Source organism: Methylomagnum ishizawai, assembly GCF_019670005.1.
In the GTDB taxonomy this organism is placed as follows: Bacteria; Pseudomonadota; Gammaproteobacteria; order Methylococcales; family Methylococcaceae; genus Methylomagnum; species Methylomagnum ishizawai.
The window spans coordinates 412,433-425,433 of the sequence record NZ_AP019783.1 but is presented as its reverse complement, the minus strand read 5'-3'; the positions used below and the strand labels follow the sequence as shown (position 1 = coordinate 425,433).

General features: G+C 64.4%; 11 protein-coding genes. 7 read left to right on the top strand and 4 right to left on the bottom strand.

Features of this window, described 5'->3' with window-relative positions:
- Positions 1-2,058, bottom strand: coding sequence for a TonB-dependent receptor (locus K5658_RS01840; protein WP_221065292.1), 2,058 nt, complete (start codon positions 2,056-2,058; stop codon positions 1-3).
- Between the two features lie 388 nt (positions 2,059-2,446).
- Between K5658_RS01840 and gmk the strand changes: the two genes are divergently transcribed.
- Positions 2,447-3,067 carry a guanylate kinase gene (gene gmk, locus K5658_RS01835; protein WP_221066884.1) on the top strand — a complete coding sequence of 207 codons (621 nt, stop codon included), beginning with the start codon at positions 2,447-2,449 and terminating at the stop codon, positions 3,065-3,067.
- On the opposite strand, the gene K5658_RS01830 is transcribed toward gmk, so the two are convergent.
- Genes K5658_RS01830 through K5658_RS01820 form a run of 3 tightly spaced genes read right to left on the bottom strand, consistent with a single transcriptional unit; the run spans position 3,062 to position 8,435 of the window.
- The gene (locus K5658_RS01830) at positions 3,062-3,661 is read right to left on the bottom strand and encodes an LOG family protein (RefSeq protein ID WP_221065291.1); all 600 of its coding nucleotides are present in this window, start codon (positions 3,659-3,661) and stop codon (positions 3,062-3,064) included. The two genes, gmk and K5658_RS01830, sit on opposite strands and share 6 nt — an antisense overlap.
- Positions 3,662-3,678: 17 nt before the next feature.
- The gene (locus tag K5658_RS01825; RefSeq protein ID WP_221065290.1) at positions 3,679-4,818 is read right to left on the bottom strand and encodes a glycosyltransferase family 2 protein; all 1,140 of its coding nucleotides are present in this window, start codon (positions 4,816-4,818) and stop codon (positions 3,679-3,681) included.
- The gene (locus K5658_RS01820; protein WP_221065289.1) at positions 4,815-8,435 is read right to left on the bottom strand and encodes a hydantoinase B/oxoprolinase family protein; all 3,621 of its coding nucleotides are present in this window, start codon (positions 8,433-8,435) and stop codon (positions 4,815-4,817) included. Before K5658_RS01820 ends, K5658_RS01825 begins: the two co-directional genes overlap by 4 nt.
- A 123-nt stretch (positions 8,436-8,558) precedes the next feature.
- Here K5658_RS01820 and iscR point away from each other — a divergent pair, with 123 nt between their 5' ends.
- The 6 genes from iscR to pilW all read left to right on the top strand — a co-directional run bounded on the left by iscR (position 8,559) and on the right by pilW (position 12,961).
- Positions 8,559-9,044: a Fe-S cluster assembly transcriptional regulator IscR gene (gene iscR / locus K5658_RS01815; RefSeq protein WP_221065288.1), complete on the top strand. Its 486-nt coding sequence runs from the start codon at positions 8,559-8,561 to the stop codon at positions 9,042-9,044.
- 12 nt (positions 9,045-9,056) lie between these two features.
- Positions 9,057-10,181 (top strand): cysteine desulfurase family protein, encoded by a 1,125-nt coding sequence (locus K5658_RS01810; protein WP_221065287.1) that lies wholly within the window; start codon positions 9,057-9,059, stop codon positions 10,179-10,181.
- An 80-nt stretch (positions 10,182-10,261) separates the two neighbouring features.
- Complete coding sequence (locus tag K5658_RS01805; protein ID WP_221065286.1) at positions 10,262-10,585, top strand: HesB/IscA family protein; 324 nt, start codon at positions 10,262-10,264, stop codon at positions 10,583-10,585.
- 108 nt (positions 10,586-10,693) lie between these two features.
- Positions 10,694-11,125, top strand: coding sequence for a nucleoside-diphosphate kinase (ndk, locus tag K5658_RS01800; protein ID WP_221065285.1), 432 nt, complete (start codon positions 10,694-10,696; stop codon positions 11,123-11,125).
- A complete protein-coding gene (rlmN, locus tag K5658_RS01795; protein ID WP_221065284.1) occupies positions 11,100-12,218 on the top strand; it encodes a dual-specificity RNA methyltransferase RlmN in 1,119 nt (372 codons plus the stop codon). The genes ndk and rlmN overlap by 26 nt, the downstream gene beginning before the upstream one ends.
- The gene (pilW, locus tag K5658_RS01790) at positions 12,215-12,961 is read left to right on the top strand and encodes a type IV pilus biogenesis/stability protein PilW (RefSeq protein WP_221065283.1); all 747 of its coding nucleotides are present in this window, start codon (positions 12,215-12,217) and stop codon (positions 12,959-12,961) included. Before rlmN ends, pilW begins: the two co-directional genes overlap by 4 nt.
- The last annotated feature ends 40 nt before the right edge of the window (positions 12,962-13,001 follow it).

The following is a 13,001-nucleotide window of genomic DNA, read 5'->3' as shown; positions in this document are numbered from 1 at the left end:
TCAGTAGCTCACCCGCACGCCCAATTCCGCCCCGCGCCCCGGCTCGGGCGCGAAATTGCGGAGATACGAAGTCGAGTTGCGGAGGTTGTCGTCCAGCAGGTTGTTGCCCTGGGCGAACACCCGCAGCTTGGCTCCCTCGAACGCCTGGACCTCGTATTGCACGGCCAGATTCAACAGCACATAGCCATTGGTCTCGGTGTCGTTGGCCCCCGGATGGTCCTGCTTCTCGCCACGGGTCAGGCGCAGGTTGGACGACCAATGGTCGTCGTAGGCGTAATCGACCTGGAAGCCATAGCGCAGCGGCGGCATCCTCGGCACATCGCCGCCCGCGACGAACTCGCCGCGGGTGAAATCGCTGAACAAGGTCAAATCGACCATCCCATAGCGGTTTTCCATCAAGGGGAAGGTGGCCTTGGCCTCGTAGCCCTTGAAGGTGGCGTCGGCCTGGGCGCTCTGCACCACCGGGAAACACGCGCCGGGCGAGGAACAACTGGCCTGGAAAACGCCCAGATCGTCGTTGAACACGCCGCCGGTCTGTTGCTGGTAGATGTAATCGTTCACCCAGTTCTGGAACAGGTTCAGTTCGGCGCTCATCCACGACGCCTTGAAGCGGTAGCCCAGGTCGAGGTTGTAGGAGGTTTCCAGCTTGAGGTTGGGGTCGCCGCTTTCATAGCTGTGGGTGGCGTCGTGGATGCCGTGCGAGAACAACTCCTGCACCTGGGGGGCGCGTTGGGAACGGGTCACGGCGAAGCTGACCGCGTGGGCTTCATTGATCTTCCACTGCCCGGAACCGGAGGCGCTGATCGGCGCGTAATCGCGGTTCGGCCCGCCCTGTGGCGACACCGAGGCCGATTCGCCCCGGAGCCCCAGTTCATAGGTGCCCGGCCCGTAGGCGAACGACTCGACCGCGAAGGCCCCGTAGTTCTGGATTTGGGAATTCGGCACCAGGGGCACCGGGTCTTCCATCGAGATCGCGCTGAAATCGCTGGACACCGCCTGGAAACCCAGCACGCCCTTCACCGGCCCGATGGGCGCGTGGGCCAGTTCCAACCGTCCCTCGTAGGTCTGGTTGTTGAACAGGGTGGCGGCCTCGCCCCCGCTCAGTTCGGTGTGGGTGTAATCGACATGGGCGAAGCGGAGGCGCAACGCCTCGACGGCGGCCAGCGGGTTTTTGAGTTCGCTTTTGAAGTCGTAGCGGGTCTGCTTCATGTTGATGCGGGTGTCGGGACCGCCCGCGCCATCCGGCGGAATGCCGTAGTTGTTGCCCAGGTAGTTGATCGAGGCCCCGGCGAACCCCTGTTCCCCCACCAGCGAAAACCCCACCGTGCCGCCCTTGGCCCGGGCGCTGGTGTTGGGGATGACGCCCTCGGAATTCTGGATATCCACGCCCTGCAAGGCGGCGTCGCTCTGGCGGGCGGCGTTCTCGGCGATGGCCGGGCCGCCGATATGCAGGTTGCCGCCGTCGCGGTAGAAGCCGTCGAGATGGAAGGCGAACAGGTCTTGCCCGCCCTCCAGCTTGAGATTGCTGATGCTCTGGTCGGACACCGAGTTATAGCGCTGCTCGAACACGCCGGAAACCGGCTGTTCCGCCCGCCGTTCCGGGACGCGGTTGTCGAGGATGTTGACGACGCCGCCGATGGCCCCGCTGCCATAGAGCAGGGTCGCGGGCCCGCGCAAGACCTCGATCCGGTCGGCCAGCACCGGTTCGATGCTGTTGGCGTGGTCGGGGCTGAGCTGGGCCACGTCGCCATTGCCGAGGCTGTTGCTCATCACCCGGACCCTGGGACCGCTCTGGCCCCGGATCACCGGGGTGCCGACACCGGGACCGAACGACTGGCTGGTGACGCCGGCTTCGCTCTTGAGGGTTTCGCCGATGGTGGAGCCCACTTTCAAATCCAGTTCGTCGCCCGTCAGCACGGTGGCGGGCCGGGCGACCTCGGACAGCTTTTGCTCCAAGGGGGCGCTGACGACGACTTCCTCCAAAGGCTGGGCGGCCTCCTCGGCGTGGGCCAGGGGAATCAAGGCGGAAAGGGTGAATGGGGCAAGGGCGCGGTGCATGATGGCGGTCTTCCGTAGGCGGCTGGAGGCATTGTGATAACATCACATAAATCCAGCTTACGGAAGAATCCGGGATACCGCAAGCCCGCTGTCATACGGGGCCTATGCACCAACACCCAGGTGGATATACGCCGATCCCGGCCCCATCCACGGAGACGACACGCCAAGCCCTTGAATTTCCGGCCCCGCTTTGCTCCGTGATGCTGGCACCATCTTTGCTTGGAGTCGCGGGCCATGTTTTTTGACGGACAGACGCTCCCGTCGTCCCGGCTTAACCCCTCCCCCCACATCCCTCGTTAAGCCGGGCTTTTTCCCTTCCCCCACGGCGGCACCGCCCCGCTATGCGATAATCCGCAACCTTCACAATCCACAAGATACGGGTATGGCAATGTGCAAGGGTACGCTGTTCGTGGTATCCGCGCCTTCGGGGGCGGGCAAAACCAGCTTGGTGAAGGCGCTGCGCAAGGGGATGGACGGCTTCACCGTCTCGGTATCGCACACCACGCGGGCACCGCGGCCCGGCGAGAAGGACGGGCGGGATTATCGCTTCGTGGAGCGGGCCGAATTCGAGCGCATGATCGCGGCGGGTGAATTCCTGGAACATGCCCGCGTGTTCGACAACCATTACGGCACGGCCCGCGCCACGGTGGAAGCGGCCTTGGAGCAAGGCGGGGATGTGTTGCTGGAAATCGATTGGCAAGGCGCCCGGCAGGTGCGGACCCTGCTGCCGGACAGCGTCTCGGTCTTCATCCTGCCGCCGTCGCTCGCGGCCTTGGAACAGCGCCTCACCGGGCGCGGCCAGGACGATCCCGCCACCATCGCCCGCCGGATGGGCGACGCGATTTCCGAAATGTCCCACTATGGGGAATACGATTATCTGGTGGTGAACGACGATTTCGCCGTGGCCTTGCGGGAACTACGCGCCATCGTCATCGCCCACCGGATGCGGAGGGCGCGACAGGCCGAGAAGCACCGGGGCTTGATCGCCGACTTGCTGAAGGCTTCATAGCTCCCGCTCCTCGTGTAGCCACGGCTCCACCGCCACGGGCCGGTACGCCGCCAGGGCTTCGAGCAAGGCCGAAGGCTCGGCCCGGTCCAGCAACAAGCCCCGGTCATCGGCGCGGAGGAAATCCTCCGCCACCGCCTGGTCGCACAGCGCCAGCAAGGGCCGGTAATAGTCCGCCACGTTCAGCAGGCCGACGGGCTTCCGGTGGAATCCGAGCTGCGCCCAGGTGAGGATTTCGAACAATTCCTCGAAGGTGCCGAAGCCGCCGGGCAAGGCGATGAAACCCTCGGCCAATTCCGCCATCCGCGCCTTGCGGGCGTGCATGGAATCCACCACTTCCAGCCGGGTCAGGCCGACATGTTCCACCGCCCGGCCCGCGACCTCGCGCCCGACCAGGGACCGGGGGATCACCCCGATCACGCCGCCGCCCGCCGCGAGGCAGGCATCCGCCACCACGCCCATCAGGCCGATATTGCCGCCGCCATAGACCAGTTCCACGCCGCGCCCGGCCAGTAGGCGGCCCAGTTGTCCGGCCATTTCCTGGTATCCGGGCCGCGCCCCCGACCGGGAGCCGCAGAAAACGCAAACTCTTCGCATGACATCGCTCCCGTCGATTATAAGGACCGCCATTCACGGCCTTCCTGGCGACCATATAGCACATAATGCAATAGGGGATGGATATAAGCCGCCGCGACATCTGGATAGCGCCGGAGATACCAGTCGCCGTCGAAGCAGGCCAATAACCCATCGTCCACTTGATCGCCCAATTCCCGCTTGAGGATCAAGGCGGATGGCGAGGTTTGGCCACAGGGTATCCCAGGATCGATTCCGGCGGCGGCGATGGCCTGCCGGACTTTTTCGACATACCGGGTTTCGATGCCGCGCAGTATGTCGCCGATTTGGAATCGCTCCACGAATCCACGCATGGCTTCGCCCACCAAGGTGCCGTAGCGCCCGGCCAGCGTGGTATCCTCGATGCCGTTCCAATCATGGGCGACGAAAAACAGGAGATCGCGCTGGGATTCCACCGCCCCGCGCCGGATACCGCCGATACTGGCAGCCCCCCTAGCGCGTCCCCGCTTAATCAGGAATTCCTCCAGGGATTTCACCACATAATGATTCACCTGGACGATGGCCCTATCCGGCTGGTAAATATAATGGGGCGCGGCCTCCCCGGAATTTCCATGGGCGGGAACCTGCCGGGTAAATACGGTATTTTCCACCCGGAGTTCGGGTAGATGGGGGTCTTTCCAGCCCGCAATGACCTGGGTTTTGGCGAGGGTTTTTATAAACGGGTTGGCGATACCCTTGGTGAAACGCTGGATCACCGGTTCCGGCCCGCGCCGGAAGCGATGGCCGGAACCCATAAGAAACCAGTTGATATAAATCACCGAACACCACTCATGGTCCCTCAAAAAATCGGGTAGCCGCGCATGGCGCTTGAAACACAGGAATTCATCGGCATCCAACACGCATACCCAGCGGAACGAGCGGACATAATCGGAACGCATGGCCGATTGGTAGGCGAATTCCTGGGGCGATTGGTCCTCGGGGATATGGTCGGTGGTGGAAACATGCCGGATCAAACCCAAGGCGGCGAGCCGGTCGAGCAGGATATCGCCGTGGTCGTCGTTGTCGTTGGAAAAAATCAAGATGTCATCGAAGCCGATGAGCTTGTGGTAGAGGATCCATTCCAGCAGCCACGGCCCTTCGTTGCGCACCGCCGCGACCAGGATCGCGCTATTTGTGTTCACGGCCCAGGCCCGGTGTCCGCAGGGCCATAGCCTCCACCGCCCGGCGTTTCGACCACGAACACATCGCCCGCCGCCATCGCCACCTCGGCCCGGAAATCCAGTGCCTCGACGGTGCCATCCTGGCGCACCACGTTATTGCATCCCTTGGCACCCGCCGCCCCGCCCTTGAGCCCGAACGGCGCGTGATGGCGGCGTCCCGACAAGATGGCGGCGGTCATGGGTTCCAGGAACCTAATGCGGCGCGCCACGCCATCGCCGCCGCGCCAAGTCCCCGCGCCACCGCTGCCCCGGCGGATGGCGAAGCTTTCCAGCCGCACCGGGAAGCGCCATTCCAGCATTTCGGGGTCGGTGATACGGGAATTGGTCATATGGGTCTGCACGGCATCCGCGCCGTCGAAACCCCGGCCCGCGCCCGCCCCGCCGCACACGGTCTCGTAATACTGGTGGCGGGCGTTGCCGAAGGTGAAGTTGTTCATGCCGCCCTGCGAGGCCGCCAGCACGCCCAAAGCCCCGTACAGCGCGTCGCAAATCTGCTGGGAAGTCTCGACATTGCCCGCGGCCACGGCGGCGGGCGGGCGCGGATTCAGCAAGGACCCCGCAGGGATGATGATTTCCAAGGGACGCAGGCAACCGGCGTTGAGCGGGATATCCTCGCGGACCAGGGTGCGGAACACATACAGCACGGCGGCTTGGCACACGGCGGCGGGCGCGTTGAGGTTGTCGGGCTGTTGGGGCGAGGTGCCGGTGAAATCGATCCGCGCCGCCCGCCGTTCCCGGTCGATAGCGACCGCCACCCGGATCACCGCCCCCGAATCCATCTCGACCGCGAATTCGCCATCGGTCAGCCGCTCGATGGCCCGCCGCACCGCCGCTTCGGCATGGTCCTGCACATGGCCCATGTAGGCCCGCACCGTGGGCAATGAATAGCGCCCGATCAAGCGCCGCAAACCCTCGGCCCCTTTGGCATTGGCGGCGACCTGGGCGCGGAGGTCGGCGAGGTTTTGTTCCGGGTTGCGGGCGGGATAAGGGCCATCGGCCAGCCAAGCCCGCACGGCGTCCTCGCGCATCCGCCCGGCTTCGACGAGCCTGAGGCCCGGACTCAACGCGCCTTCCTGGTCGATGCTCCGGGAAAAAGGCGGCATGGAACCCGGCGTGCTGCCGCCCACATCGGCGTGATGGCCACGCGAGGCCAGATAGAACAGGATGGAGCGGCCCGCTTCGTCGAACAGCGGGGTGACGACGGTGATATCGGGGAGATGGGTGCCGCCGTGGTAGGGCGAATTGAGGAGCCAAGCCTCGCCGGGGCGCAGTTCGTGGCCGTGGTTTTCGATCAAGGCCCGCACGCTGCCGCCCATGGAACCGAGATGCACCGGGATATGCGGCGCGTTCGCCACCAAATCGCCCGCGCCATCGAACAGGGCGCAGGAAAAATCCAGCCGTTCCTTGATGTTCACCGAATGGGCGGTGTTTTGCAGGGTGTAGCCCATTTCCTCGGCGATGGACATGAACTGGCGGTTGAAGATTTCCAGCCGGGCCGGATCGACCCCGGCGTCCCCGGCGGATTCCTGCGCCAAGGCCACGGCGCGGGTCAGGACCAAATCGCCGCGCGAGGTGATTTCCCCGCACCAGCCCGGTTCGATGACCGTGGTGGCGGTCGACTCGATCAAGAGGACCGGGCCGATCAGCCGGGTGCCCGCCGCTAAATGCTCGCGCCGGAACACCGGCGTATCGTGGTGGCGGTCGCCGGAATACATGGGCACACGGGCGATGGGCGCGGGCGGGGAAGAACCCGCTGCGGGCAAGGCGACCACGCTATCCGGGCGCGGATTCAAACCGATGACTTCCACCACGGCGGTTTCGACCAGCAAGCGCTTGTCCGGGTAGACAAAGCCGAAGCGCTGCCGGTGCTGCGCCTCGAAATCCTGTTCCAGCCCGGCCAGTTCGCCGAAAGCCACCGGGAACGTGGTCTCCGTGCCTTCGTAGCGCAACATCAGCCGGGGCCGGGCCTGGATCCGTTCCGGCGCGACGGCTTGCCCGGCCAATTCCCGCCGCCCGGCGCTTTCGAGGTCGGCGAGCAGGGCCGCCAAGCGCTCCATCAAAGCCTCGTCCAATACCGCCACCACGGCTTGCTCCTTCAAAACCCGGTAATCGGCCAAGCCCATGCCATAGGCCGACAACACCCCGGCCAGGGGATGCAGCAAAATCCGGGCGATGCCCAAGCGATCCGCCACCCGGCAAGCGTGCTGACCGCCCGCCGCGCCGAAACAGCACAGGGTGTAATCGGCCAGATCGTAGCCGCGCTGCACCGAAATCCGCTTGATGGCGGCGGCCATATTGGTGGCGGCGACTTCGATGAAACCCTCGGCCACCGCTTCCGGCGTCGCGTCCCGGCCCGTCGCGGCCTGTACCGCCGCCGCCAATTCGGCGAAACCGCGCTCGACGCTGGCGACATCCAAGGGCAAATCGCCCGCGGGGCCGAACACCTGGGGGAAGAATTCCGGGCGGAGCTTGCCCAACCTGACATTGGCATCAGTCACGCACAACGGCCCGCCGCGCCGGTAACAGGCCGGGCCGGGATTGGCCCCGGCGGATTCCGGTCCCACCCGGAAACTCAGCCCGTCATAACTTAGGATGGAACCGCCCCCCGCCGCCACCGTATGGATATGCAGGATGGGCACGCGCAGCCGCGCCCCGGCCAGTTCGGTTTCCAGGGCGCGTTCCAATTCACCGGCATAATGGGCCACATCGGTGGAAGTGCCGCCCATGTCGAAGGTGACGATCTTGCCGAAACCCGCCGCCCCCGCCGTCGCCACCGCCCCGACGATGCCGCCCGCCGGACCCGACAAAATGCTGTCCTTGCCTTGGAAATGCCCGGACTCGACCAAGCCGCCGTTCGATTGCATGAACAACAACCGGGGCGCGGCATCGCCGCCGACCAAGCCACCCGTTACCCGCTCGACATAGCGGCGCAGCACCGGCGATAAATAAGCATCCACCACCGTGGTATCGCCGCGCCCGACCAGCCTCAGCCCCGGACTAACCCGATGCGACAGCGAAACCTGGGTGAACCCGATGCGGCGGGCCAGGGCTTCGAGCGCCAGTTCGTGATCGGGCACCCGCCAAGCGTGCATCAGCACCACGGCCAGGGCGCGGTAGCCCGCGTCGTAGGCGGCACGCAAATCCCGCTCGGCGGCTTCCAGATTCAGCGGCGCGAGTTCGCGGCCCCCGGCATCGTGGCGGCCTTCGATTTCCACCACTTTTCCATATAAAGGCGCGTGACGGCGAATGTCCAGGGCGAAAATATCGGGCCGGTTCTGATAACCGATCCGCAACACATCGGCGAAGCCTTGGGTGATGGCGAGCGCCGTGGGTTCGCCCTTGCGCTCCAACAGGGCGTTGGTGCCGACCGTGGTGCCCATCTTGACGGCTTCGATCCCCGCCAAGGGCGCGGTGGAAGCCAGCCCCAGAATATCGCGGATGCCTTGCAAGGCGGCATCGGCATAGCGCTCGGGATGGTCGGACAGCAGCTTATGCGTCAGCAAAACGCCATCGGGACGGCGGGCCACGATGTCGGTGAAGGTGCCACCACGATCAATCCAGAATTGCCAAGTCGTCATAGGAATGGAAGGGGGAGGAAACGGCGGGAAATCCCGGCGGCGGGCGAAATAGTTGACTCTTTTGCTAGGATATGTAACCCTACAATTTACATGCTATCCGTGTGAATTCCAGGGAGCCACACCGTGCGCTTAACCACCAAAGGCCGCTATGCGGTCACCGCCTTGCTTGATCTTGCCTATCATAGCGAAAAAAGGCCGGTGACATTGACCGACATCGCCAAGCGACAGCATATCTCGCTGTCCTATCTGGAACAGTTGTTCGCACGCCTGCGCCGGGCCGGCATGGTGGAGGGCGTCCGGGGTCCGGGCGGCGGCTACCAACTGAGCCGCGACGCCGGCCAGATCAGCATCGCCGATATCATCGCCGCCGTGGACGAGACCATCGATTCCACCCGCTGCGGCGGCAAGGGCAACTGCCAGAACAGCCAGCCCTGCCTGACCCACGATCTGTGGATGGGCCTCAGCGACCAAATCCGCCAATACTTGGATTCCATCAGCCTGCAAGATGTCCTGCAACGCAAGAACGTCCGCCAGGTCGCCGAACGCCAGGACAAGCAAGCCGCCACCTTCGGCTTGGACATACCGCTGCAACGCGACCTCATGATGTGATCCCCAAAGACCATGGTCTATCTGGACCACAACGCCACCACCCCGCTGGACGGGCGGGTGTTGGAGGCGATGCGGCCTTATCTCCAGGCTTTCTATGGCAATCCGTCCGGACTGTATAAGCTCGGACGCCTGAGCCGTAGCGCCATCGACACCGCCCGCCAACAAGTCGCGGCCCTGGTCGGGGCCGATCCTGCCGAAGTCATCTTCACCAGCGGCGGCACCGAGGCCAACAACCTCGCGCTGAAAGGCCTGGCCTTCGGCCTGCCGCACGGCCTCGCCGTGGCCGGTGCCACCGAACATCCCTCCGTCAGCGAACCCTTGCGCTTCCTGGAACAACTGGGCTGGCGGGTGGCGACCCTGCCGGTGGACCGCGATGGACAACCCGATACCGCCGATCTGGATTCGCTCCCGTTCGATAGCTTCCGCTTCGCCTCCCTGATGCTCGCCAACAACGAAACCGGCGTGATCCACGCCATCGGCCCGCTGGCGGCGTGGGTGGCCGAACGCGGCGGCTTCCTGCACTGCGACGCGGTGCAGGCGGCGGGAAAGATTCCGCTGGATTTCAAGCGCAGCGGGGCGCATTTGCTTAGCTTATCGGCGCATAAGCTCTATGGTCCCAAGGGCGTCGGTGCCTTGGTGGTGGACCGCTCGGTGCCGCTCGAACCCCTGCTGCACGGCGGCGGACAAGAGCGCGACCAGCGCGGCGGCACCGAGAACGTGGCGGCGATCGTCGGCTTCGGCCAGGCGGCGGAACTGGCGCTGGCCGAACTGGAAGCCCGTAGCGCCCTGCTACTCCGCCTACGCCAATACCTGGAAGCGGGCTTGCGCGAACTGCCCGGAATCAAGATTTTCGCCGAACGGGCCGCACGCCTGCCCAATACCGTGCAATTCGCCCTCGAAGGCTTGGACGGCGAAACCCTGGTGATGAACCTGGACCGCCAGGGCATCGCGGTCTCCAGCGGTTCGGCCTGCGCCAGCGGTGGCGGCGAGCCCAGCCCGGTCTTGACCGCCATGGGCATTCCGGCGGATTTAGCCAAGGGGGCTATCCGCGCCAGCCTGGGCCAGGACAACACCGAAGCCGATATCGAGCGCTTCCTGGCGGTTTTGCGATCATTGGCCTGCACCCTACGCGGCTGAAACCTCGTGATAAACTGGCGGAACCCCCGTCTAAGCACACAGCCCGACACATTCCATCCCCACCCAGAGGATTCCCCACCATGTCCATCATACTCACCGAACCCGCCGCGGCCCAGGTCTCCAAGCAATTGGCGAAACGCGGCGCCGGGCTAGGGCTCCGGCTGGGCGTGAAGCCCGCCGGCTGCACCGGCTTCGCCTACGTGGTCGATTACGCCGACGCCGTCGAGGCCGACGACGCGGTGTTCGAGCAGCACGGGGCCAAGGTCGTGGTCAAACAAGGCGACCTCGCCTACCTGGACGGCGTCGAAATCGATTTCCGCCGCGAAGGCATCAGCGAAGCCTTCAAATTCCACAACCCCAATATCAAGGCCACCTGCGGCTGTGGCGAAAGTTTCGCGGTCTGACGCGGGTTTTCTTACTTCCCGCACATAATTCCAGTAAAATCCGCAGCTTTTCCCCGCCTCGTGGCGGGCGGGCCTTCCAGCTTCACAACAGAGAACCCAGGAGATTCCATGGCGGTCGAACGCACCATTTCCATCATCAAGCCCGACGCTGTCGCCAAGAACGTGATCGGCGCGATCTACAGCCGCTTCGAGCAGGCCGGACTCAAGATCGTGGCGGCCAAGATGCTGCACCTCAGCCGCGAACAGGCCGAGGGCTTCTACGCCGTCCACCGCGAGCGCGGCTTTTTCAATGATCTGGTCGGCTTCATGATCTCCGGCCCGGTGATGGTCCAAGTCCTCGAAGGCGAGGACGCCATCCTCAAGAACCGCGAAATCATGGGTGCCACCAACCCCAAGGACGCCGCCCCCGGCACTATCCGCGCCGACTTCGCCGTCAGCATCGACGAGAACGCCGTGCATGGCTCCGACAGCCCGGAAACGGCGGCGCAGGAAATCGCTTACTTCTTCCAGCCGAATGAACTCTGCCCCCGCACCCGTTAATCCCGGCGAAGCACCCGGAACCACCAACCTGCTCGGTCTCGACCGGAAGGCCATGGAAGCCTTCTGCGCCGGGATCGGCGAGAAACCGTTCCGGGCTTCGCAGTTGCTGCAATGGATCCATCAACGCGGGGTCGACGACTTCGCGTCGATGACCAACCTCAGCAAGGTATTCCGCGCCAAGTTGGCCGACACTTGCGAAATCCGCGCCCCCGAAATCGTCCTGGCGCAGAAATCCGCCGACGGCACCTGCAAATGGGTGCTGCAAACCGACGCCCAGAACCGGGTGGAAACCGTGTTCATCCCGGAGGAAGGCCGCGGCACCCTGTGCGTCTCTTCGCAAGTCGGCTGCGCCCTGGAATGCTCGTTCTGCTCCACGGCCAAGCAAGGCTTCAACCGCAATCTGAGCGTGGCCGAGATCATCGGCCAGGTCTGGACCGCGCAGCGCGAATTGGGCGAAGGCCGCATCACCAACGTGGTGCTGATGGGCATGGGCGAACCCCTGCTCAACTTCAACAACGTGGTGTCCGCCATCTCGTTGATGCTGGACGATTTCACCTATGGGCTATCGAAGCGGCGGGTGACGCTCAGCACCTCCGGCGTGGTGCCCGCGCTGGACCGGCTGGCCGAAGTCACCGATATCAGCCTCGCCGTGTCCCTGCACGCGCCGCACGACGAACTGCGCGATGTGCTGGTGCCGATCAACCGCAAATACCCGATCCGGGAATTGCTGGCCGCCTGCAAGCGCTATATCGGCCAGGATGGCCGCCGCAAGGTGACTTTCGAATACGTCATGCTGGATGGCATCAACGACACCCCGGCCCATGCCAAGGCGCTGGTGCGCCTGCTCAGCCATGTGCCCTCGAAGGTGAACCTGATCCCGTTCAATCCCTTCCCCGGCACCGACTACTGCTGTTCCACCCCGGAAAACCTCAAGAGGTTCAGCGAAATCCTGCAACAGGCGGGACTCATCACCACCACCCGCAAGACCCGCGGCGACGATATCGACGCGGCCTGTGGGCAGTTGGTGGGCAAGGTCAACGACCGCACCCGCAGGCAAATCCGCCTGCACCAGGTCGCCACCGCCGCGCCATGAACGTCCGCCGCTCGACCGTCTGGGTTTTCGCAAGCTTGCTCGGAGCCTGTTCGTCGAGTCCGCAAACCATCCAAACCTTGCCGCAACCCGCGCCCGCCAAATACAGCCCGCAAGAGGCTTCCAAGATTTACGTCGAAAAAGGCGTGAAATACATGGAAGCGGGCAGCTACGAAGTCGCCTTGCAGGATATGAAGCGGGCCATCGACTTGGACGACGACAACAGCGAGGCGTATAACTCCATCGGCGTCCTCTACGAGCGTATCGACGACTACCCCAACGCCGACACCAGTTTCAAGAAGGCGCTGTCGCTCAAGCCCGATAATTACGGGGCGCGCAACAATTACGGGCGCTTCCTGTGCAACCGGGGCAAGACCCAGGACGCTTTCGAGCAATTCGACCAGATCATCGGCAACAAGCTGTACGACCAACCCTGGGTGGCGCTGACCAATGCCGGCATCTGCGCCCGCAAAGCGGGCAAGAAAGCCGAGGCCGAAGGCTATTTGCGGCAGGCTTTGGACGCCGCGCCCAACTTCCCGCCCAGCTTGCTGGAAATGGCGAAACTGAGCCGCGAGAACCGCCAACTCATGTCGGCACGGGCCTTCCTGGAACGCTATTTCGCCGCCGCCGGTCCCAATCCCGAAGCCCTCAAGCTCGGCATCGAAATCGAAACCGCGCTGGGCAACGAGGAAACCGCCCAGGAATACGCCACCACGCTCAGGCAGCGCTTCCCCGGCGGCAAATAGCCCCGAGCATCCGCCGCCCCGGTCCCGCCGGGGCGAATCT

What these genes read in the sequence shown, in the direction of transcription:
- K5658_RS01840 (WP_221065292.1), bottom strand. Translation starts at nt 2,058, where the DNA reads ATGCACCGCGCCCTTGCCCCATTCACCCTTTCCGCCTTGATTCCCCTG.
- gmk (WP_221066884.1), top strand. Translation starts at nt 2,447, where the DNA reads ATGTGCAAGGGTACGCTGTTCGTGGTATCCGCGCCTTCGGGGGCGGGC.
- K5658_RS01830 (WP_221065291.1), bottom strand. Translation starts at nt 3,661, where the DNA reads ATGCGAAGAGTTTGCGTTTTCTGCGGCTCCCGGTCGGGGGCGCGGCCC.
- K5658_RS01820 (WP_221065289.1), bottom strand. Translation starts at nt 8,435, where the DNA reads ATGACGACTTGGCAATTCTGGATTGATCGTGGTGGCACCTTCACCGAC.
- K5658_RS01810 (WP_221065287.1), top strand. Translation starts at nt 9,057, where the DNA reads ATGGTCTATCTGGACCACAACGCCACCACCCCGCTGGACGGGCGGGTG.
- K5658_RS01805 (WP_221065286.1), top strand. Translation starts at nt 10,262, where the DNA reads ATGTCCATCATACTCACCGAACCCGCCGCGGCCCAGGTCTCCAAGCAA.
- ndk (WP_221065285.1), top strand. Translation starts at nt 10,694, where the DNA reads ATGGCGGTCGAACGCACCATTTCCATCATCAAGCCCGACGCTGTCGCC.
- rlmN (WP_221065284.1), top strand. Translation starts at nt 11,100, where the DNA reads ATGAACTCTGCCCCCGCACCCGTTAATCCCGGCGAAGCACCCGGAACC.
- pilW (WP_221065283.1), top strand. Translation starts at nt 12,215, where the DNA reads ATGAACGTCCGCCGCTCGACCGTCTGGGTTTTCGCAAGCTTGCTCGGA.